The sequence below is a fragment of the Enterococcus sp. genome (assembly GCF_022711995.1).
Classification (GTDB): Bacteria; Bacillota; Bacilli; order Lactobacillales; family Enterococcaceae; genus Enterococcus_D.
Window position 1 is genome coordinate 1 of sequence record NZ_JALAHI010000065.1, and the last position, 21,623, is coordinate 21,623.

The following is a 21,623-nucleotide window of genomic DNA, read 5'->3' on the forward strand; positions in this document are numbered from 1 at the left end:
ATATATCTTTGTAAAATATAAAAAGTATTAAATTTCATAAAACAAATGGATTTACTGAGTTCGGAAAACTAGAGCATATTGGAGAAAAATTTGGAAGAACCTTTGGGATAGTATGGATGGAAAAGAGAATATAAGAATAGAAGAAATATAAAGGAAGTGATTTCCCCCCAATTGGAAAATCACTTCCAAATAGTGGTTTAAACCGGAATATCATAAATATAGTGAAGTTAAATAGACTCATAAATGTTTATTTTTTTCTTGGGAGAGTAATGTATTTATTGGTAGATATACTGAGGTTAATTTTTTTGCAAATCGTTTGCTAAGAAGAGTTTTTTATTTAGCCAATGACTAATGAGGGATAAAAGGATGTGGTTTCTTGAAACTAAGTTTTTCTAGAGTTTTTATCAAAGATATGTCAGGAGATATTCTTGTGCTAAGAGATAGGAAAGGAATGTGGAATATTCCTGGAGGAAAACAAGAACTGGGTGAGAGATCAATTGATTGCGCTATTCGTGAAGTAAAGGAAGAGACAAATATTGAAGTTTCTAATTTATCCATAATTTATGAAAGTAATTTAACTTTTGATGGTGTTGAGTGGGAAGCACACTTTTATTTTGCAAATTATGCTAAGGGTAAACCGACGCTAAATGAGCCCAATAAAATTAAAGGAATTCAATTTATCGATGATTTGAGCACGGTTAATTTTTCTTCTGGATTAGCTCCATTATTGGATTATTTAAGCAACTATAAAGTTCTAGATAATAAGACAACTCAATGGGAAACCAACGTCCTTTGACGAAACTGAAGACTAGCTTTGATTGGGAGGGGATGAAAAGAGTCGCGATACGAGAGTTTCTTCGCAGATGCAAGTTAATGCGAAGAAACTCTCTCCCTTCCCAAAAAGAAGCGTTAACTAAATATGCTGAATGCCTAGAGTAGAAAATAGTTGATTACTATTCTGTTGAAGGGTTATCCGACAAAACTTAGATAGGCCCTATCTAAATTTTGTCGCACCGATATCATGTAACATAGGATCATAGTCTTCACACACAGTCGGAACCGTTTAATTCATAATGAATAGGAACCTCAGTTAGATCTTCTAATGAAAATACTTTGAGACCTTGCTTTTTCTGCGCTAAAAAGAATATACTGTAATGATTTTCTGGCTTCTATTCTTTCGCGAAATCGATTAACTGATAGGATACGTTCCAACTCAGCACACTTAGTTCAAAGAGCTCTATCAAGTAAGCGACTAAAGCAAAGCGGCATGCCTTTTTCCTTAGATTATTATCTCTAGAGGAGCATACTGTAGTATAAATTTGTACGGTGATGTGAGAGGGATTGCAAACCTAAGCGTTCACATCTCGACTTGATTGAATTGATGGATTTTCTGCTAGCAATTTGGCTAAAGAAGAGGAACTCCTTGAAAGAGCAGGAAAGAGCAGTTATAATGGGAAAGAATTTTTCAAAGAAAGGGTCCTAGCATTGATTTATTTTGACAATAGCGCCACAACTGCAATTTATCCGCAAGCATTAGATACATATGTAAAAGTTAGTCAGCGTATTATCGGCAACCCTTCAAGTCTTCACGATCTTGGCAGCCAAGCCAGCCGTCTTTTGGAGCAATCTCGGGCACAAATTGCTGAGTTGCTGCAAGTTTCTGCTTCAGAGATTTGGTTTACCAGTGGGGGGACGGAAGGAGACAATTGGGTCTTAAAAGGCACCGCAATCGCTAAAAAAGCCTATGGCAATCACTTGATCATCTCCGGTATCGAACATCCGGCAGTCAGCGAGACCGCGGAACAGTTGAAGGAACTTGGGTTTGATGTGAGTATCGCACCTGTTACTTCCGCTGGATTTGTCGATGTCGCTGCTTTGCAGCAACTGATTCGAAAGGAAACGATTCTTGTTTCTGTGATGGCAGTCAACAACGAAATTGGTTCGATCCAGCCAATCAATCAAATTGCTGAAATCTTAGCTGAACACCCTCGCATTCACTTCCATGTGGATGCGGTCCAAGCCATCGCAAAAGTCGATCAGGAGCAATGGCTGCCCCAACGAGTGGATTTTGCCACGTTTTCTGCCCATAAGTTTCATGGTCCTCGGGGCGTTGGCTTTATTTATTGGAAAAAAGGCCGTAAGCTGGCACCTTTGATGACCGGTGGCGGACAAGAACAAAATCAGCGCAGTGGCACCGAGAACTTACCAGCGATCGTCGCGATGTCTAAAGCATTACGACTGGCAATGGAACAAAAAGCTGCCCGCCCTAATCACGTAGGTTTGCTGAAAGGCTATCTTTTAGATGCATTATCTGCCTATGAGAAAGTGACGGTGTTTTCTGGAAGGGAAGATTTTGCGCCCCATATTCTTTGTTTCTCATTAGAAGGAATCAGAGGAGAAGTGTTGGTCCATGCCTTTGAAGAAAAGCAGATTTATCTTTCAACGACTAGTGCCTGCTCTTCCCGTAAGAAGATGGCCAGCAGCACATTACACGCCATGCATGTGCCTAGTCGCTTAGCTACTTCTGCTGTTCGGGTCAGCTTGGATGAAAGCAACACAATGGCTGAAGTCGAACAATTTCTAATCGTGTTCAATCAGCTGTATCAAAAGTTCTCAAAATTAAGTCACTAAGAGTCAAGTTAACCACTTAACGACAGACAAAGGAGTTTTACTCGTGAATTATACAGAAATCATGGTTCGCTACGGCGAATTATCCACCAAAGGAAAAAACCGCCGCAGTTTTATTATGCAGCTGGCGGAAAATGTGAAGCGAACACTAGCGGATTTCCCCAAAGTCAAAATTCATGCGGAACGCGATCGGATGCATTTATTGCTGAATGGCGAAGACAGTCAGGCGATCATTTTGAAGTTACAGAAAGTCTTCGGGATCCAAAACTTTTCACCTAGTATTCGGGTCGAAAAAGATATTGACGTGCTAAAAGCAGCCGTTCAAGACGTGATGAGCGAAATTTATACTGGAACGGAAACTTTCAAAATCACGGCTAAGCGCAGTGACCATCAATTTGTCCAAGACAGCAATCAATTGAATTTGACACTAGGAAATGCGGTATTCGATCGTTTCCCAGAAATCAAAGTCCAAATGAAAAAGCCAGATATCAATCTGCGGGTAGAGATCCGCATGGATGGTGCCTACCTTTCTTATGAAACCATCCAAGGGGCAGGTGGCTTGCCAGTAGGGACGAGCGGGAAAGGAATGCTGATGCTGTCAGGCGGGATCGATTCCCCTGTAGCCGGCTATTTTGCGATGAAACGCGGGGTAGAGATCGAAGCGGTCCATTTTGCAAGTCCTCCTTACACCAGTGAACAAGCATTGCAAAAGGCAAAAGATCTGACCAAGAAGCTAACCCCTTATGTTGGTGGCATTCAGTTTATTGAAGTGCCCTTCACTGAGGTTCAAGAAGAAATCAAGAAGCATGTGCCCCAAGGTTATTGGATGACGATCACTCGTCGGATGATGCTGCGACTTACAGATGCAATTCGGGAAGCACGCCATGGATTGATCATTTTGAATGGGGAATCCCTCGGACAAGTCGCTTCACAAACATTACAAAGTATGGTGGCCATCAATGAAGTCACCAATACACCGATCATTCGTCCGGTGGCAACGATGGATAAATTGGAAATCATTGATGTCGCTCAGGAAATCGATACCTTTGAATTGGCAATCCAACCATTTGAAGACTGCTGCACGATTTTCGCACCGCCACAGCCTAAGACAAGACCTAAGCTGGAGAAAGTCCACTTGTATGAAGAACGCCTAGATATAGCAGGCATGATGGAACGGGCGTTAGCTGGTTTGAAGATCGAAGAGATCCAAGCAGCTGAACAAGCAGAATTCGCTGATTTTCTTTGATTTTTTAGCAAAATTGCACGGTTTGCTGTCAGCCTGTAAAACCCAAAGGTGCAGATCGATAAGACAGATAATGCCAAGATGGCTAGGAGGGCAATGCCTAACTAGCCATCTTTTTTTTGCGAATAGAGCAGGTTGTGAAAGCTGCAACACAGGCGATTTTTTGACTAGCCGGTGGAGGTGAAGTTTGTGAAAATTACTTGCTATTCGCTGGAGGGCATGCTAAACTCGATATGTGAACATTTTAACAAGGAGGACGGAAACCATGGAAGCATTAAGAGAAAAAAAACTTCCGAAAGCAACAGCGAAACGTCTGCCTGCTTATTTAAGGCATTTAAAATTTTTGGATGCATCAGGCGTCCATCGAATCAAATCAAAAGAATTTGCTGAAATCACGCAAGTTCCTTCCGCAACGATTCGCCGTGACTTTTCCCATCTAGGAGAATTGGGGCGAAGCGGTTATGGGTATGAAGTTCCTTACTTGATTGAAGTTTTTAGCCATATTTTAGAAACGAATGAAGCAAAAAACATTGCTTTAGTAGGGTTTGGTAATTTAGGAAAGGCTTTGGCAAACAATAATTTTCGACGCAATGAAAATCTTTCCATCGTTGCTGTGTTTGATAATGATCCCCAATTGATCGGTAAGACCATTGACGGTCATTATGTTTATGGAATGGAAGAATTAGCTGAGGTCATTCAGGAAAAAGAAATCACTGTAGCTATTTCCACCGTACCTAGTCAATATTCGCAAGCAGCAATCGATACGATCGTAGAGAGCGGCATCACGGCGATTTTAAATTTTGCTCCAGATCGGGTCAATGTTCCTAAAAATGTGAATATCCAGTACATCGATTTGACCACGGAATTACAGACATTGATTTTCTTTGACAATACTTATTCGCAAAAATCGTAGGTTTTGAGCAAAATCTTTTGGCTTTTGCTGTATCTTTCCTATACTTTAAGAAAAGGTTAGAGGAGTGAGAATATGCAAGTAACACGTAAAGGAACCATTTATGATGTACCTGGCACGCAGCCAAAAGTTGGCGATCAAGCCAAAGAATTTCAGCTGAAAAGCTTAGAGGACAAAGATTATCGCTTGGCTGATTTTTTAGGGAAGCCAACGATTTTAAGTATCGTTCCCGACATTGATACCCGAGTCTGTGCATTGCAGACAAAGCGATTCAATGAAGAAGCAAGCAAAATCGCTGAGGTCAATTTTGTGACAATATCGAACAATACGAAAGAAGAACAGGCGAACTGGTGTGGAAAAGAAGGCATCGACATGCTGATGCTGCATGATCCAGAAAATACGTTTGGAGAAACCTATCAAATCATGATTCCAGAATTGGGTCATTTCGCCCGCGCGATTTTTGTCTTAGATGAAAACGGGGTGATTCGCTATGAAGAGATCGTTCCTGAAATCTCTCATGAACCGGATTACCAAGCCGCTTTATCCGCTGCCCGCTCAATCGCTGTTTGACTTTCAAAAAGGTTCATTGTAGAATGAAAAAGATCAATTGAAAGAAGACAAGGATCAAGAGGAGTATCAGCTGTACTGCTTTGCAGAGAGAAGACCAAGAGGTGTAAGGTCTTCAGCAGGAATCTGAGAAGGTAGCTTGAGAGTCTTTGATTGGAACGACAGGTGATAACTTGTTCAGTAGAATCAAACGCTTCGTGACCGTTAACTCACGCCAAGAGGTAGAGAAATCTACAATTTAGGTGGTACCGCGTATTTGCGTCCTAAAATGCTTCGGCATTTTAGGACTTTTTTTTATTTCAACTGTCCAACGGTCTTTCATGAACGGATCAAAAAAAGTAGGAGGTAATAAAATGTCTGATAACTTATCAACAAAGTACAACCCGCAAGAAGTCGAAGCGGGGCGCTATCAAGAATGGTTAGACAAAGATTTATTCAAACCAAGTGGTGATCAAAAGGCAGAACCTTATTCAATCGTTATTCCCCCACCAAATGTTACGGGGAAACTGCACTTAGGCCATGCCTGGGATACCACCCTTCAAGACATCATCATTCGCCAAAAACGGATGCAAGGGTTTGATACATTGTGGATGCCAGGGATGGACCATGCCGGAATCGCAACCCAAGCAAAAGTTGAGGAAAAGCTAAGAGAACAAGGAATTTCCCGTTATGACCTTGGTCGTGAAAAATTTGTTGACCAAGTGTGGGAATGGAAAGAAGAATATGCAGGACATATTCGCGAGCAATGGGCAAAACTAGGATTGTCTCTTGACTATAGTCGAGAACGATTCACATTAGACGATGGATTGTCAGATGCTGTCCGTAAAGTCTTCGTAACTCTTTATGAAAAAGACTTGATCTATCGCGGCGAATATATCATCAACTGGGATCCCCAAGCACGCACGGCATTGTCGGATATCGAAGTAATTCACAAAGATATCGAAGGGGCTTTTTACCACATGACCTATGAACTAGCTGACGGTTCCGGCACCGTGGAGATTGCCACCACTCGTCCAGAAACAATGCTAGGAGATACAGCGATCGCTGTCCATCCAGAAGATGAACGCTACCAAGAACTGATCGGCAAAAAGGTTATTTTACCATTAGTCAATAAAGAAATCCCAATCATTGCAGATACCTACGTGGATCAAGAATTTGGAACAGGTGTGGTAAAAATCACCCCTGCCCATGATCCTAACGACTTTGAAGTCGGTAACCGCCATGACTTGCCTCGGGTCAATGTCATGAATGATGATGGAACCATGAATGACTTAGCCGGAAAATATGCTGGCATGGATCGTTTTGCAGCGCGTAAAGCGATCGTCAAAGATTTGGAAGCCATCGGACGTTTATTAAAGATTGAAAAAATGATCCATAGTGTCGGCCATTCAGAAAGAACCGGTGTCGTTGTTGAACCTCGTTTGTCTACGCAATGGTTTGTCAAAATGGGAACGTTGGCTAAAGAAGCGATCGATAACCAATCTACGGATCAAGCAGTCGAGTTCTTCCCACCGCGCTTCAATCAAACCTTCTTGCGCTGGATGGAAAATATTCATGACTGGGTTATTTCCCGACAATTGTGGTGGGGACATCAAATTCCTGCTTGGTACCACAATGAAACTGGTGAAATGTATGTGGGCTTAGAAGCACCGGCAGATGCCGAAAACTGGACACAGGATCCTGACGTACTGGATACTTGGTTTAGCTCCGCATTATGGCCATTTTCTACCATGGGCTGGCCAGATGAAAATAGTGCTGATTATCAGCGTTATTTCCCAACCAATACGCTAGTTACAGGCTACGACATCATTGCTTTCTGGGTAAGCCGCATGATTTTCCAAAGCTTGGAATTCACAGGCAAGCGACCATTTGAAAATGTGCTGATCCATGGTCTGATTCGTGATGAACAAGGCCGTAAAATGAGTAAGTCATTAGGGAACGGGATCGATCCGATGGAAGTCATCGAAAAATATGGCGCCGATGCATTGCGCTGGTTCTTATCAAATGGCTCTGCACCAGGACAAGATGTTCGCTTCAGCTATGAAAAAATGGATGCTGCTTGGAACTTCATCAACAAAATTTGGAATGCGTCTCGTTTTGTTTTGATGAATGTTGAAGGCATGACGGTAGCAGATATCGATTTCTCTGGCGAAAAATCCGTAGCGGACCGTTGGATCTTAACCCGGTTAAATGAAACGATCGAGAAAGTCACGGAATTGTTTGATCGCTTTGAGTTCGGTGAAGCAGGTCGTCAATTATACAACTTCATTTGGGACGACTTTTGTGACTGGTATATCGAAATGAGTAAAGAAACCTTGTATGGCGAAAATGAAGCAGCTAAACAAGTCAATAAGAGTATTTTGGTTCATGTATTGGATCAAATCCTGCGTTTACTGCACCCAATCATGCCATTTGTCACAGAAGAAATTTGGAGCAAACTGCCTCATACAGGGGATTCACTTGTTGTAGCTGCTTATCCAGAAGTTCAGCCAGAATGGACCGATGAGAAAGCTGCCCAAGGGATGGAAGTGTTGAAAGAATTGATTCGTTCCGTCCGCAATATTCGGGCGGAAGTCAACACACCGCTTTCTAAGCCAATCACATTGCTGATCCAAACCAACGATGTTGCGATCGAAACCTTCTTGATCACCAACAAAAACTATATCGAACGCTTCTGCAATCCAGAAGAGCTAGTGATCTCCAATAAGCTGGAAGCACCGGAACTGGCGATGTCAGCCATCTTATCCGGAGCAACCATCTACTTGCCGTTAGCCGGTTTGATCAATATTGAAGAAGAAATCAGCCGTTTAGAAAAAGAATTGGCGAAATTCACTCAAGAAGTCAAACGGGTACAAGGGAAATTAGCCAACGAACGTTTCGTTGCCAATGCTCCTGAAGAAGTTGTGGCGCAAGAGCGAGAAAAAGAAGCCGATTATTTGGATAAACAAAAAGCAGTTCAAGAACGAATCGAGCAATTGCGTACGATTCAATAATCCTGTAACTAAAGGCCGCTGACCAAAGGGATTGCCCAACGCACCCTCAGCTAACAACTACCCGATCTATAGAGGAGGAACTTCCCGCTGTAGATCGGGTAGTTTTCATATGGCGAGGCTGGGACAGAGGTGTTAAACTCCGAGAAATAAGGAGGAATATACGGAATTTGATGTTCAAATTTTGGGGTATTCGACTTATTTACGAAGGAGTTGCTTCTGCTCCCGCCGTTTACACGCGTAGTGCCTAAGTAACAAAGAGTAGCATTAGGAAAAAAAGAAAAGATTTGCTAAAATGAACTTGAGGTGAAGAACATGACAAGTGAAGAAGCAATCGCATGGATCCACGGAAGAAAGACCTTCGGGATGCGTCCAGGATTAATGCGAGTAGAAGCATTACTACAACGATTAGGCAATCCAGAAAAAAATCTGACATTGATCCATGTGGCTGGCACGAACGGCAAGGGTTCGACTGTCAGTTATTTACGCAGTCTTCTAGAAGAAAGTGGTCTGCAAGTAGGAACGTTCACATCGCCGCATATCGAATCTTTCAATGAGCGGATCGAGATCGATGGCCAATTTATTCCAGATGACGCACTGATTGAATGGGTAGAGACGCTTCAACCACTCGTCATGGCACTGGATCAAGAAGAAGAATTGACCGGCATCACCCAATTTGAGATTTTGACAGCATTAGCATTCGGCTACTTTGCCCAACAGCAAGTCGATGTGGCCATCATAGAAGTTGGCTTAGGTGGTCGCTTGGATAGTACAAATGTCATTACCCCAGTGCTGACGGCTATCACAACGATTGGCATGGATCACATGGATATGCTTGGAGACACGATCGAGGCTATCGCTGCCCATAAAGCTGGGATCATCAAACCTCATGTGCCATTAGTGACGGGAAAGATCCCTGAAAGTGCATTGTCTGTGATCGATCTTGAAGCTGCAAAAGCCGAAGCTGCTGTTTCCCATTTAGGAACCGACTATCAAGTGACCTACCATCATCCAGATGAAGAATGGGGAGAATGGTTTGATTTTGAAAATGAACGGGGAAAGATCAAAGGTCTGAAAACCTCTATGATCGGCCACCATCAACCAGAAAACGCGTGTGTGGCGATTCAACTATATCATTTGTTCTGTGAGGCAAAACATCTGCCTTTTTCGGAAAAAGTAGTCCGCAACGGATTGAAGAAAGCTTATTGGCCTGCGCGAATGGAAAGAATCAGCAATGAACCGTTGATCATCATTGATGGTGCACATAATACCCATGCAATGGACCGTTTGGTTGAAACTGTCCGCGAGGAATTTAGCAGCTATCGCATTCACGTCTTGTTTTCTGCATTGGAAACGAAGAAAATTGATGAGATGTTGCAACAACTGTTGACGATTCCAAAGGCTGAAATTTATTTGACCACTTTTGATTTTCCAAAAGCGCTCCAATTGAGCGATGAGTACCAACAGCTAAACGAAGAACGAATCTCGATCGTTTCGTTATGGCAGTTTGGTTTAGCTGAATTATTAGAAAAAATGACCAGTGAAGACTTACTTCTGATCACAGGCTCACTGTACTTTGTGTCAGAAGTTCGCGAACTTTTATTAGAAATGGGAGGAAGAAATGGCTGAATTAAATGGCGTGATTTTTGATATGGATGGACTGATTTTTGATACGGAGCTTCTTTATTATCAGGCAACACAGATCGTGGCTGATCAGATGGGGATTCCTTATACAAAAGATATCTATCTAGCCTATGTGGGTATCTCGGATGAAGAAGTCTGGGCCGCTTACCACGAGCGATACGATGCTGATTTTGGTTCAGAAACGGTGGATCGCTTTATTCAGGCCGCTTTTGATCAGACGTTACAGCTTTTTGAGCAAGGGCAAGCAGCACTAAAACCAGGGGTCCATGATTTACTGCGCTATTTGGATGAAAAAGAGATCCCACGGATTCTAGCGTCTAGCAACCAGCGTAAAGTCATCGATACGTTGCTGGATTCCGCAGGTCTGACCCAAGAGTTTCCAGAAATCGTTTGTTTTGATGATGTGGTGCGAGCAAAACCGGATCCTGAAATTTTTGAAAAGGCCCATAGTCGCTTAGGTGTTCCCAAAGATCAGTTAGTGATTCTTGAAGATTCCGCCAACGGCATCCATGCTGCGCATGCAGCCGGCATTCCGGTGATCATGGTACCTGATCTGGTTGCTCCGACGACAGTGATCGAAGAAAAAGTGCTGCACATTTTGCCTTCCTTGACAGAAGTGCCTCAATACTTTGAACAAGTCTATACTTGGTGATTTTGCACCAAACAAGAACTTTTTTGCGTAGTTTTATTTTAGACTAACGCAAAGGAGTTTTTTTGATGAAAGATAATGGAATCCCTCAAAGTTCCTATCCTCGGGAACGCTTGCTGCAATATGGTGCTGAAGCCTTGTCCAATCAAGAATTATTGGCAATTCTTTTGCGGACAGGTTCGCATCCTTTCAATGTCATCGAATTAGCTGGCCAACTACTCAATCAGTTCAAGGATTTGTATGAACTAAAGCACGTGACATTGGATGAGCTGCAAGCTATTCGCGGAGTCGGACAGATCAAAGCCATCGAACTTAAAGCCACCATCGAACTCGGTGCCCGGATCCAACGAGCTGCACAACCGAAGTATGGCAGAATCCACTCCAGTGTAGACATTGCGAATCAGATGATGGAGGAATTAAAAGATTACCAGCAAGAACATCTGCTTTGTCTGTATCTAAATACCAAAAATGAAATCATCCAAAAAAAGACATTATTTATCGGCAGTCTCAATCAGTCCATCGCTCATCCCAGAGAAATTTATCATGGTGCAGTGCGTTGTTGTGCCGCTCGAGTGATCTGCATTCATAACCATCCCAGCGGCAGCCCACAACCTTCACAGGCGGATATCACCTTTACCAAGCGCTTGATGAAGTGCGGAGAATTGATGGGCATCGATTTGCTGGATCATTTGATCATTGGCAATAACTCTTATGTCAGCCTAAGAGAAGAAGGTCTTTGGGAAGGGTGATCGTCTACCTTGCAAAAAAATAGGAGCAAGTGTAAAATATTAGTGTAATTTTGTTTGCTGAATAGATGTTGAAACGCTTGTTACACCTCTATCGGACACGAGCAATGTTACACATAATTAAGTGCTTATGCACGAGGAGGTTTTTTATAATGGAACAAGGTACAGTTAAATGGTTCAATGCTGAAAAAGGATTTGGCTTCATTTCACGTGAAGACGGTACAGACGTATTTGTACATTTCTCAGCAATCCAAGGTGAAGGCTTCAAAACTTTAGAAGAAGGCCAAGCAGTGACTTTTGATGTTGAAGAATCAGATCGTGGACCTCAAGCAGTAAACGTAAACAAAGCGTAAGCTTCGTTGCATGACTGCATTCATTGAATTTGTGAAGGCAAAGTCCCAAAAGACCATCATTGCGATGGTCTTTTTTTTTGCTCACGCTCTTTGACAAAATCAATGAAGGTGAGGATTTCTTTGATGCCCTCTTCTGAAATGGTTTCATCGACATGGGAACTGATCAAGTCACTTTTTACTTTAGGATAGAGGTGTCTTTGATCAGAACGGCCTAAAAGATAGTCAGTCGATACTTCAAACAGATCGGCTAATACTTGCAACATGCTAAAGTCTGGCTCTCTTTTTCCTGCTTCATAGGCGGTATAAGCTGGTCGTGTGATCCCGATTTTATCTGCCACTTCTTGCTGAGTTAATTTTTTTTCCAGACGTAATTTTTTTATGATTTGCGGAAACATAATGACACCTGCCTCTCTCGTGATAGTAACATACCGTTACTTGGAAAAAAAGAGTCGCTTGGTGTCTATTTGTTACTAAATGTCGTTGACAAGTGTCAAAAGGAAACATATAATGGGAATGTGTCGGAACGTTACGTTCTGAAAAAGGAGGGAACAATATGCGAGAGTGGCTCATTCGGCAACGTGAAAAAAATGGACTCACTCAAGAGCAAGTAGCTAAGGAATCCGAAATTGAGCGAACATATTACAATATGATTGAACGAGGGAAACGACGACCAAGTGTAGAAGTAGCGAAGCGGATCGGCAACGTACTCCAATTTGATTGGACGGTTTTTTTTAGCACGGAATGTAACAAAACGACACAAAAAGATTCGTGAGGATGCGTCTTATTAAGCGAAGGAGGGAAATGAAGATGGCAGTAAAAAGCCCGGCGGTGAAGAACATTTATCCGGGGAAAAACAAAAGAAGTTTCCAGCAACTGAAAAGAGATATAAAAAAACACAAGTGGCTCTACGTCATGCTGATCATTCCAGTTATTTTTGTCGTGATCTGGAATTATTGGCCAATGTATGGCGTGATTATCGCATTCAAAGATTATTCTCCCGCATTTGGGATCTTAGGTAGCCCTTGGGTGGGATTGAAGCACTTTGAGCGGTTTTTTGCTTCCTATTTTTTTCTCGAGATCATTGTTAATACCTTGCGCTTGAGTCTTTACAGTTTGTTGGTCAGTGTACCATTACCGATCATTTTGGCGTTATTATTCAATGAATTGAATCGAAAATGGTTCAAATCAACCGTTCAGACGATTTCATACATCCCAAATTTTATTTCGGTGGTTGTCGTGATCGGAATGGTTCAATTCTTTTTTTCAAGTCAAGATGGCATGATTAATATGTTGCTGAATACATTTGGTTTTCCATCGATCGATTTTCTCGGAAGTCCTAAATGGTTTCCACATATCTATGTGTGGTCAGGTGTCTGGCAAGGCGTGGGGTGGGGAACGTTGATTTATACGGCAGCGATGTCCGGAATCTCTCCCAATCAATATGAAGCCGCTTACTTGGATGGTGCCTCTCGCTTGCAATGTATTCGTCATATCACGATTCCTTCCATCATGCCGACCATCGTGATCTCCACGATATTGGCGACAGGAAGCATTTTATCCGTGGGCTTTGAGAAGACTTTTCTATTACAGAACGCTGCGAATCTCGCTTCCTCTGAGGTGCTTTCGACCTATACCTACAAGATGGGGATCATTAATGGGGAATATAGTTTTTCTGCAGCTGTTGGACTTTTTAATAATGTGATCAATTTTATTGTTTTATTTATTGTTAACAAACTAGCACAAAAGACAAATGAATCGAGTCTTTGGTAGGAGGGAAACGAATGAAAGTATCAGCAACGAAAGGGGATAAACTGTTTAATAGTATCAATATCTTACTGGTCAGTCTGATTGCCCTGATTATCTTATATCCGCTTATCTTTGTGGTCAATGCTTCCTTCAGTGACCCCACTAGGATCTATGAGGTGCCGCTGCTTCTTTACCCACGAGGTTTCAATATTGAAGGGTACAAGGAAGTGCTTAAGAGCAGCGATATCTGGACGGGTTTTCGGAACGCGGTGATCTATACAGGATTAGGGACGGTGATCAACTTGATCGTCACAACGATTGCTGCCTACCCATTGTCTCGTTCCGGCTTACGAGGCAAGCGTTTCTTTACTTTATTTTTTACGATTACGATGTTTTTTAGCGGAGGATTGATTCCCACTTATTTAGTCAATCAGCAGTTAGGGATCGTTAACACACTTTGGGTCATGATCTTGCCGGGGGCGTTGGGTGTTTATAATATGATTTTGATGCGTACGTATTTTAGTCAAAATATTCCTAATGATTTGATTGAAAGCGCTTATATTGATGGCGCCAATGACTTATGGCTTTTGTGGAAAGTCGTCTTGCCTTTGGCTACGCCGATCATCGCAGTGATGGCGATGTTCTATGGTGTCGGACGCTGGAACTCCTACTTTGATGCGTTGATTTATTTACAGGATCGTGCCAAGTATCCCTTGCAGATTATTCTACGAGAAATATTGGTTCAAGGACAGTTTGGTCAAGATATGAACCAAATCATTGCCGGCAGTGCGGAATCTGAATTACTTATGCTGAAAATGACCCTCAAATATAGCGTAGTGATCGTTTCAAGTCTGCCTGTGCTCCTATTTTATCCTGTGGTAGCCAAATACTTTGAAAAGGGCATCCTTGTGGGATCCATCAAGGGATGAGGAGGTGTTTCGATGCTAAAAGCGATCGTTACATTTTGTGAATTAGTGTACGATATGATGCTTTTGAATGTGTACTGGTGGCGCTATACACTTCTGGGCGGTGTGTTGTTTAGTCTGATACCTGCAACGATCACTGTCTACGATTGCATTCGAAAAAGGATTCTGCAGAAAAATGAAGCACCCCTCAAAGAACTATTTAGGATTCACTATCGGCACAACAAACAAAACAATCGCTGGTTTCACGTTTTGACTATTGTTCTGACTGGTTTCGTTATTGGGGTTCATCACACACTAGCGAGTGATTATCCCGCCAATTTCCTGTTTGAGTTTACGATGCGGACGAATCTCCTGCTTATTTTATTGCTGGCGATCACATTTTTTCCTGTGCATGCTTATTTTTCTTTAGATAAAGTCCACCGTTGGTTACAGCCGTTACTGTTTGTGTTCATTTGTCCCCTTCAGCTGTTAATAAGTATGGGGCTTCTTGGATTGGTTAGTTTTCTTTATCGTTACTATCCATTTTTAGGGATCTGTTTAGGGATCGGATTGCCTGCTTATGGGATTGGTTATTTGTATTTCAATAAATTCAACAAAATGAAAGGGATCTATTTTTGATGTTGCTCATTATCCAACTGTATAAAAAGGAGAGAACTGTATGAAAAAAGGAGTACTGCTGTTTTTGTTGCCTTTCGTCTGGCTGTTGGCTGCTTGTCAATCGAGTCCTAATGAGAAAGTAGCGGAGGATGTAAAATCGATCCATTTGATGAGGAATGATTTTACCGATGTGCGACCGAAAAGTGAAGATCTTTGGATGTGGCAAGAATACGAGAAGAAGTCAGGAATCAAGGTACAGTGGGAAGAAGTAAAAGAATTTGGGGAAAAGAAGAATTTGATTCTATCAGGAAAGCTGCCTGATGCTTTTTATCAGACTGGCTGGAGCAATGATGAAATCGTGAAATACGGACAGCAGGGATTGTTCATTCCATTAGAAGATCTGATTGCCGAACATGCACCGAATCTGCAAAAAATCTTAGATGAAAATCCAATTGTCAAAAAGACGTTAACAGCACCGGATGGTCATATGTACTCGCTGCCGTATATGTCTTTGGATCCAATGAGCGGCGGGCGAACGGTTCGACTGTATATCAATCAAAATTGGCTGGATGAATTGTCCTTGGATGTGCCTCGTACAACAGAGGAACTGAAAGAGGTTCTAGCTGCTTTTGTAGCGAGCGGGGAAGGGCGAGAAGGGTATTATATGCCAAGTGGTTGGTTAGCCGGCGGCCTGGAAAAGGTCTTGATGGCTTCCTATGGATTGGGAACAGGCGGCAGACAGGCGATGGGGAATATGCTGTTTGTGGATGAAGCGGGGCAATTACAGTTGACCATCAACCATGAACGGATGCGGGAAGTCTGGATGTACCTAAGAGAGTTGTATGCAGAAGGATTAGTTGCAAAACAATCCTTTGCCGGAGTGGATGATGACAAATGGCGAGCGGATGCTGCCCAAGACAAAGTGGGGCTCTTCCAGTGGGTCGATCCTGATTTCATTGGCCCATTTGGACCGGAGACCTATACACCGATCAATGTCATTGAAGGACCTTATGGCGACAAAACACTTTATACGGAACCGCCAGTTTCTGGCACTTCTGCATTTATTATTACGAAGGATGCAGCGGATCCAGGATTGCTTCTTGAGTGGGTGGATTACTTCTATAGTCCGGAAGGGCAAATTTTTGCTTATTTAGGTGAAGAAGGAGTGACCTATGAAGTTGATGAAGATGGGCACATGGTCTATATCGACGAAATCTTGAATTATCAAAATGGTCCGCAACTTGGGGCTTTCCAATGGGTCGACAATGTCTATGGAGGGTATTTCCCTTATGCGGAATTGGATCAAGAGATCGAGCATTTGGTAAAGAACCGGCTGTCTATGATGATACCAAAGAAGAATATATGCCGGAGTATATGCTGCCGACATTTATGGCAACGGAAGCAGAAGCAGCAGAATTGTCAACGATCGTTACAGATATCTCCACGCATGTCGAACAATCGCGGGTGAAATTTGTCACAGGTGAATGGAACTTTGAAAAGGATTGGGACAACTATGTCCAGCAATTGGATCGCATCGGTGCTCAGCGATTGTTAGAGATCCGTCGGCAACAATTTGAACGTTTTAATCAAGACTAACTTAGGTGCGAATAAGCAGAAGGAGAACCTAATGAACGCCAAAGGAGCAGAACAAAATGGATTATTTTATGCAAGAAGCAAAAATCAAACGCCGCATTCAAGAGATCGAACCATTTAGGTATCGAAACAAGCGTCAGATCCAGCAATGGTTTGTCAAGGACCAGACCAAAGGTGAAAAATATCCGCCACTCTTTTCAACTGAACAAGTCATGCACATAGGGGAAATGTGGCAAGGAAGGGATCGCTATTTATGGCTTCAAGCGAAAGTCACCATTCCCTCGGAGATGAATATACTGTATTTTGATTTTGGAAAAACTGGTGGCGGCAATAACTCTGGTTTTGAATCACTTTTATTTATAGATAGTGTCCCTGTTCAGGGAATCGATGCCAATCACAAAGAATTTCTATTAGAACCTGCACATTTAGGAAAAGAAGTAACTGTGGCGCTAAAGTTATGGTCTGGACTTGAAGGCGGTGGCGAAGAGCGGCAACTGACCCATGAACTGAAAGATGCATTTGTCGGCTATTTGGATGAAGATGCCAACAATTATTTTTATCTTTCTAAAATGATAGCAGAAACGATCCAACAATTAGCAGAGGACCATGACCGAAAGTTTCGGTTACTCAAGATGTTGAATGGTTCGTTTCAACGGATCGATTGGCGAGAAAAAGGATCACCGCAGTTTTATGATAGCTTGCGGGAAGCACATCTTTTTCTAAAAGAAGCGTTGCAAGCACTTCCCAAAAGTGACTTGGTTCAAGTCACGGCAATTGGACACACCCACATTGATCTTGCGTGGCTCTGGCAGTTGAAGCACACCCGGGAAAAGGCGGCCCGCAGCTTTTCTACAGTTTTGAAATTGATGAAGGAATACCCGGAGTATGTGTTCCTTCAGACTCAGCCGCAAATTTACCAATATATCAAAGAGGATTATCCTGAATTATATGCGCAAATCAAACAACGGATCGCAGAAGGCCGCTGGGAAGTAGATGGCGCTATGTGGGTCGAAGCAGATTGTAATTTGCCTAGTGGCGAATCCCTTATCCGCCAGATTCTCTACGGCAAGAAGTTTATCCGCGAGGAATTTGGGCAAGAAAGCACCTATCTTTGGTTGCCGGATGTTTTTGGGTATTCATGGGCGTTGCCGCAGATTTTGAAGAAAAGCGGAATCAATACCTTTATGACGACAAAAATAAGTTGGAACCAATACAATCGCATGCCAAATGATACCTTTCTTTGGAAAGGGATCGATGGCTCTGAAATCTTGACGCATTTCATCACGACGCCCGTTCCCGGTGGTGGCAGCTGGACGGAAAAATCCAATTGGTTTTACACATGTAATGGGTTGTTGAACCCGGAGACGGTCCTAGGAGTATATCGCAGCTATCAGAATAAAGCATTGAATCAAAACCTATTGATTTCCTATGGACATGGAGATGGCGGCGGAGGTGTCACCCGAGAAATGTTGGAAAACCGCAGAAAGATGGCCGAAATCCCGGGATTACCGATGCTTAAAACTGGTCGAGCTGCTGACTTTTTTGAAGAGTTGCATGAAACTGTCGACCAAAATCCGAATGATCTGCCAATCTGGGATGGGGAACTGTATTTGGAGTACCATCGCGGTACCTATACTTCGCAGGCCTTTATCAAGAAAATGAATCGCTGGTTTGAATTGCGCTTGCGGGAGCTTGAATGTTTGTACAGTCTTCAGTCTATGACAGCAGGAACGGCTTATCCAACTGCAGTATTCGAAAAGTTTTGGAAAAACGTCTTGAAGAATCAATTTCATGACATTATCCCGGGCTCTTCCATCAAAGAAGTCTATCAAGATTATCGGAACGAGGCACTTGCTTGTCAAAAGCAGCTTCATGCTCTGACAACTGCTCTTGAGTCAGAAAAACAACAATTACGTATCATCAATACAGCCGCTTGGCAACGAACAAGCATCATCGCAGTAGCACCGGGCACGGTACCTGGGCAGCAAGTTTTCTTCGAGGGTTCTTATTACGCTCTGGTCCATTTGCCCGCATTCCAAGCAAGTCTTTTGCCGGATTGTATTTGTGGGTTGCCATTGGAAACAGTGTCTGTTAGCAAAAAAGACCGACTCGAGACTCCGTTTTATCAAGTCCAATGGAATGAGGCGGGGCATTTGACCCGAATCTATGACAAATCTGCACAACGAGAAGTTCTTGCTGGAACAGGGAATGTCTTTCAATTATTTGAAGACAAACCATTGAATTTTGATGCATGGGATATTGATCTTTTCTATCAAGAAAAAGGCACGGAGCTGATCAGTGCAGGCATTCAAGTCATCGCGAACAATCCTTTGTTTACTGTCTTAGAACAGCAAGTCACTTTTGGGCAGTCAACTATTTTACAAAAAATCTATTTCTATGCTCATACGAAACGCATCGATTTTGTTACCACGGTGGATTGGCAAGAACGCCAGCAATTGTTGAAAGTGAAATTTGATGTCAATATTCGTGCGACGGAAGCTGTTTTTGATATTCAGCATGGGAATGTGAAGCGTCCAACTCACTGGAATACGAGCTGGGATATCGCCAAATTTGAGACAGTAGGTCATCAGTGGGCAGATATTGCACAACAGGATTATGGAGTGGCTCTTTTGAATGATTGCAAATACGGCTACGATATCAAAGGCAATCAGCTGCGATTATCTTTATTAAAAGGAGCCATCTACCCGGATCCTCAGGCAGATCTTGGTTCCCACACGTTTACCTACAGCCTATTTCCGCATCAAGGAGATTTTGCAACCGGTCAGGTGATGGAAGAAGCTTGGGAGATCAATGCACCATTGAGTCAACTTCAAACAGAGATGGCAAGTATTCCTCTTGAAATCGAGGCTGATGAAAGTGTGATAATCGACGCTTTGAAGTTAGCGGAAGATCAAAGCGGGTGGATCTTCCGTTGCTATGACCACTTAGGGAGCGATCGCGACATTACCATTCGCTATCATGGAGCTGGCAAAATTCACTGGCAAGAGACCAACATGATGGAAGAAGCTAGCGAAGAGTTAAAAGCGGAGCCAATCGCATTTTCATTGCATCCATATGAAGTTAAAACCATTAAACTGGTGCTTAGCGAAAAGTAGATAGTTCTCCAGAGATGTATCGGTGAGAACACTTCTTAGATCGTTTTTAAGACAGTTTTTAATATAGCCTCCAATATAGCTAAGCTTCCAAAGTAGTTTTAAATAGCTGTGGCAAGAGACAATCCCGATTGCCTGACATCCATTTGCGAAAGAAGAGAGTCTCAAACCTGAGGTCAATAGGATGAAAAGCAAAAAAACTCGGCCAAACCCACTGCGGTTTGGTCGAGTTTTTTGTTAGATGTCGTCAGGTGTCATGATCATTGAAAGGATCATTGGGTGACGTTCTGTTTTTTCAAATAAGAAGGGTTGCAAAGCAGCGGACATGGCTTCTCGCATTTTATGTTCGCTTGGATCTGGCTGGTTCAAGACTTCTCTTAATGCGCGGAAAAGAATCTGTTGCGCTTCATTGATCATCTCACCGGATTCACGCATATAGACGAAACCACGGGAAAGAATGTCTGGTCCTGCCAAGACTTCTTTTTTTGTCAAGTCGACGGTGGCTACGGCTAGCACTAAGCCTTCTTCTGATAAGATACGACGGTCACGCAAGACAACGTTACCGATGTCGCCAATTCCACTACCATCAACATAGACATCACCAGCATTGAAATGACCTGCTCGTCGTGCAGAATCTGCGGTCAATGCTAACATGTCGCCATTTTCCATAATGAAACAATTTTCCTTTGGAACTCCGACGTCTTGTGCCAGTTGGGTATGGATGTTCAACATTCTGAATTCACCATGGACCGGCATAAAGAATTTAGGCTTCATCAAACGAAGCATCAGTTTTTGTTCTTCTTGACCACCGTGTCCCGAGGTATGAATATTATTCAATTTCCCATGGATCACATGTGCGCCTGCTTCTAATAGCAAGTTGATCAAGTGGTTGACACTGGTCGTATTTCCAGGGATCGGTGAACTAGAGAAAATGACCGTATCATCTGGATGAATCTGAATTTGTCGGTGGGTACCGTTAGCGATTCGGCTAAGGGCGGCCATTGGTTCTCCTTGAGAACCAGTACATAGGATCATGGTTTCATTAGCTGGTAAGCGATTGATCTCGTGAGATTCGACGAATGTACCGTCTGGAACTTTGATATAGCCTAAGCGTTGGCCATTAACGATCGCATTTTCCATACTTCGACCGAAGACAGCAATCTTACGTCCTGTGGCAACCGCAGCATCTGCTGCTTGTTGCAAACGGAAGATATTGGAAGCGAAGCTGGCAAAGATGATCCGGCCTTCGATTTTTTCAAAAATCTTACGAATCGAACTACCGATGGTTTTTTCTGATTTCGTAAAGGTCGGGATCTCAGCGTTGGTACTATCGGAAAGTAAGCAAAGGACGCCTTCTTCACCGATTTTGGCCATTTTATGCAAGTTGGCTGGTTCACCTACAGGGGTGAAATCAAACTTAAAGTCACCAGTGGCAACGATATTTCCCGAAGGTGTTTTCACAACGACGCCTAATGCATCTGGAATACTGTGGGTCGTACGGAAAAAGCTGACCGATGTTTTACGGAAACGAATCACAGTATCTTCATTGATTTCGTTTAATGTAGCATCTCGCAATAATCCATGCTCATCCAACTTATTGGTGATCAATGCCAATGCGAGTGGACCGGCATAGATAGGAATATTTGCTTCTCGCAAAAGATAAGGAATACCACCGATATGATCTTCGTGACCATGGGTGATGATCAATCCTTTAACTTTTGTTATATTTTGGACAATGTAGCTATAATCGGAAATCACATAGTCGATCCCAAGCAATTCATCTTCCGGGAATTTGATCCCGGCATCAATCAAGATGATTTCGTCTTGAAATTGAACCCCATAACAGTTTTTTCCAATCTCGCCCAGTCCGCCGACGCCAAATACGCCGGTTTCATTATTTTTTAGAGAGACTTTCATT

19 protein-coding genes and 1 other annotated feature are annotated in these 21,623 nt (G+C 42.8%); of the genes, 17 read left to right on the forward strand and 2 right to left on the reverse strand.

The features are described from left to right. The first annotated feature begins 376 nt into the window (after positions 1–376). The 10 genes from Q0A12_RS06405 to Q0A12_RS06450 all read left to right on the forward strand — a co-directional run bounded on the left by Q0A12_RS06405 (position 377) and on the right by Q0A12_RS06450 (position 11,730). Positions 377–796 (forward strand): NUDIX hydrolase, encoded by a 420-nt coding sequence (locus tag Q0A12_RS06405; protein ID WP_291291831.1) that lies wholly within the window; start codon positions 377–379, stop codon positions 794–796. Positions 797–1,485: 689 nt separating this feature from the next. After that, complete coding sequence (locus Q0A12_RS06410; protein WP_291291832.1) at positions 1,486–2,631, forward strand: cysteine desulfurase family protein; 1,146 nt, start codon at positions 1,486–1,488, stop codon at positions 2,629–2,631. A gap of 43 nt (positions 2,632–2,674) precedes the next feature. Beyond that, positions 2,675–3,874 carry a tRNA uracil 4-sulfurtransferase ThiI gene (gene thiI, locus Q0A12_RS06415; RefSeq protein ID WP_291291833.1) on the forward strand — a complete coding sequence of 400 codons (1,200 nt, stop codon included), beginning with the start codon at positions 2,675–2,677 and terminating at the stop codon, positions 3,872–3,874. Positions 3,875–4,136: 262 nt separating this feature from the next. Further along, positions 4,137–4,784, forward strand: a complete 648-nt coding sequence (locus Q0A12_RS06420; RefSeq protein ID WP_291291834.1) for a redox-sensing transcriptional repressor Rex — start codon at positions 4,137–4,139, stop codon at positions 4,782–4,784. A gap of 72 nt (positions 4,785–4,856) precedes the next feature. Beyond that, a complete protein-coding gene (gene tpx / locus Q0A12_RS06425) occupies positions 4,857–5,351 on the forward strand; it encodes a thiol peroxidase (RefSeq protein WP_291291835.1) in 495 nt (164 codons plus the stop codon). 41 nt (positions 5,352–5,392) lie between these two features. Further along, positions 5,393–5,617, forward strand: a binding site (T-box leader). 84 nt (positions 5,618–5,701) lie between these two features. After that, positions 5,702–8,341, forward strand: coding sequence for a valine--tRNA ligase (locus tag Q0A12_RS06430; protein ID WP_291291836.1), 2,640 nt, complete (start codon positions 5,702–5,704; stop codon positions 8,339–8,341). 312 nt (positions 8,342–8,653) lie between these two features. Next, the gene (locus Q0A12_RS06435; protein WP_291291837.1) at positions 8,654–9,967 is read left to right on the forward strand and encodes a folylpolyglutamate synthase/dihydrofolate synthase family protein; all 1,314 of its coding nucleotides are present in this window, start codon (positions 8,654–8,656) and stop codon (positions 9,965–9,967) included. Further along, positions 9,960–10,634, forward strand: coding sequence for an HAD family phosphatase (locus Q0A12_RS06440; protein WP_291291838.1), 675 nt, complete (start codon positions 9,960–9,962; stop codon positions 10,632–10,634). The genes Q0A12_RS06435 and Q0A12_RS06440 overlap by 8 nt, the downstream gene beginning before the upstream one ends. A 65-nt stretch (positions 10,635–10,699) precedes the next feature. Continuing rightward, positions 10,700–11,380, forward strand: coding sequence for a DNA repair protein RadC (gene radC / locus Q0A12_RS06445; protein WP_291291839.1), 681 nt, complete (start codon positions 10,700–10,702; stop codon positions 11,378–11,380). Positions 11,381–11,529: 149 nt separating this feature from the next. Further along, positions 11,530–11,730 (forward strand): cold-shock protein, encoded by a 201-nt coding sequence (locus tag Q0A12_RS06450; RefSeq protein WP_003127340.1) that lies wholly within the window; start codon positions 11,530–11,532, stop codon positions 11,728–11,730. 56 nt (positions 11,731–11,786) lie between these two features. On the opposite strand, the gene Q0A12_RS06455 is transcribed toward Q0A12_RS06450, so the two are convergent. Further along, positions 11,787–12,125, reverse strand: coding sequence for a helix-turn-helix transcriptional regulator (locus Q0A12_RS06455; protein ID WP_291291840.1), 339 nt, complete (start codon positions 12,123–12,125; stop codon positions 11,787–11,789). Positions 12,126–12,283: 158 nt separating this feature from the next. Between Q0A12_RS06455 and Q0A12_RS06460 the strand changes: the two genes are divergently transcribed. The 7 genes from Q0A12_RS06460 to Q0A12_RS06490 are packed head-to-tail and all read left to right on the forward strand — an operon-like array spanning position 12,284 to position 19,708. After that, positions 12,284–12,502, forward strand: a complete 219-nt coding sequence (locus Q0A12_RS06460; protein WP_291291841.1) for a helix-turn-helix transcriptional regulator — start codon at positions 12,284–12,286, stop codon at positions 12,500–12,502. A 35-nt stretch (positions 12,503–12,537) separates the two neighbouring features. After that, complete coding sequence (locus Q0A12_RS06465; protein ID WP_291291842.1) at positions 12,538–13,500, forward strand: ABC transporter permease subunit; 963 nt, start codon at positions 12,538–12,540, stop codon at positions 13,498–13,500. 11 nt (positions 13,501–13,511) lie between these two features. Beyond that, entirely contained in the window at positions 13,512–14,405 is an 894-nt protein-coding gene (locus Q0A12_RS06470; RefSeq protein ID WP_291291843.1) for a carbohydrate ABC transporter permease, read from the forward strand. Between the two features lie 12 nt (positions 14,406–14,417). Next, positions 14,418–15,020, forward strand: a complete 603-nt coding sequence (locus Q0A12_RS06475) for a DUF624 domain-containing protein (RefSeq protein ID WP_291291844.1) — start codon at positions 14,418–14,420, stop codon at positions 15,018–15,020. 40 nt (positions 15,021–15,060) lie between these two features. Continuing rightward, positions 15,061–16,467, forward strand: coding sequence for an extracellular solute-binding protein (locus Q0A12_RS06480; protein WP_291291845.1), 1,407 nt, complete (start codon positions 15,061–15,063; stop codon positions 16,465–16,467). Then, on the forward strand, positions 16,464–16,595 hold the full coding sequence (locus Q0A12_RS06485) for a hypothetical protein (RefSeq protein WP_291291846.1): 132 nt from the start codon (positions 16,464–16,466) through the stop codon (positions 16,593–16,595). Before Q0A12_RS06480 ends, Q0A12_RS06485 begins: the two co-directional genes overlap by 4 nt. A gap of 56 nt (positions 16,596–16,651) precedes the next feature. Continuing rightward, the gene (locus Q0A12_RS06490) at positions 16,652–19,708 is read left to right on the forward strand and encodes an alpha-mannosidase (RefSeq protein ID WP_291291847.1); all 3,057 of its coding nucleotides are present in this window, start codon (positions 16,652–16,654) and stop codon (positions 19,706–19,708) included. A 234-nt stretch (positions 19,709–19,942) separates the two neighbouring features. Here Q0A12_RS06490 and Q0A12_RS06495 read toward each other — a convergent pair whose 3' ends face one another. Further along, the gene (locus tag Q0A12_RS06495) at positions 19,943–21,622 is read right to left on the reverse strand and encodes a ribonuclease J (protein WP_291291848.1); all 1,680 of its coding nucleotides are present in this window, start codon (positions 21,620–21,622) and stop codon (positions 19,943–19,945) included. Position 21,623 lies beyond the last annotated feature (1 nt).

Excerpts from the sequence above, each read along its gene's own strand:
- Q0A12_RS06420 (WP_291291834.1), top strand. The coding sequence starts at position 4,137 with ATGGAAGCATTAAGAGAAAAAAAACTTCCGAAAGCAACAGCGAAACGT.
- tpx (WP_291291835.1), top strand. The coding sequence starts at position 4,857 with ATGCAAGTAACACGTAAAGGAACCATTTATGATGTACCTGGCACGCAG.
- Q0A12_RS06430 (WP_291291836.1), top strand. The coding sequence starts at position 5,702 with ATGTCTGATAACTTATCAACAAAGTACAACCCGCAAGAAGTCGAAGCG.
- Q0A12_RS06435 (WP_291291837.1), top strand. The coding sequence starts at position 8,654 with ATGACAAGTGAAGAAGCAATCGCATGGATCCACGGAAGAAAGACCTTC.
- Q0A12_RS06440 (WP_291291838.1), top strand. The coding sequence starts at position 9,960 with ATGGCTGAATTAAATGGCGTGATTTTTGATATGGATGGACTGATTTTT.
- radC (WP_291291839.1), top strand. The coding sequence starts at position 10,700 with ATGAAAGATAATGGAATCCCTCAAAGTTCCTATCCTCGGGAACGCTTG.
- Q0A12_RS06450 (WP_003127340.1), top strand. The coding sequence starts at position 11,530 with ATGGAACAAGGTACAGTTAAATGGTTCAATGCTGAAAAAGGATTTGGC.
- Q0A12_RS06455 (WP_291291840.1), bottom strand. The coding sequence starts at position 12,125 with ATGTTTCCGCAAATCATAAAAAAATTACGTCTGGAAAAAAAATTAACT.
- Q0A12_RS06460 (WP_291291841.1), top strand. The coding sequence starts at position 12,284 with ATGCGAGAGTGGCTCATTCGGCAACGTGAAAAAAATGGACTCACTCAA.
- Q0A12_RS06465 (WP_291291842.1), top strand. The coding sequence starts at position 12,538 with ATGGCAGTAAAAAGCCCGGCGGTGAAGAACATTTATCCGGGGAAAAAC.
- Q0A12_RS06470 (WP_291291843.1), top strand. The coding sequence starts at position 13,512 with ATGAAAGTATCAGCAACGAAAGGGGATAAACTGTTTAATAGTATCAAT.
- Q0A12_RS06475 (WP_291291844.1), top strand. The coding sequence starts at position 14,418 with ATGCTAAAAGCGATCGTTACATTTTGTGAATTAGTGTACGATATGATG.
- Q0A12_RS06480 (WP_291291845.1), top strand. The coding sequence starts at position 15,061 with ATGAAAAAAGGAGTACTGCTGTTTTTGTTGCCTTTCGTCTGGCTGTTG.
- Q0A12_RS06490 (WP_291291847.1), top strand. The coding sequence starts at position 16,652 with ATGGATTATTTTATGCAAGAAGCAAAAATCAAACGCCGCATTCAAGAG.
- Q0A12_RS06495 (WP_291291848.1), bottom strand. The coding sequence starts at position 21,622 with ATGAAAGTCTCTCTAAAAAATAATGAAACCGGCGTATTTGGCGTCGGC.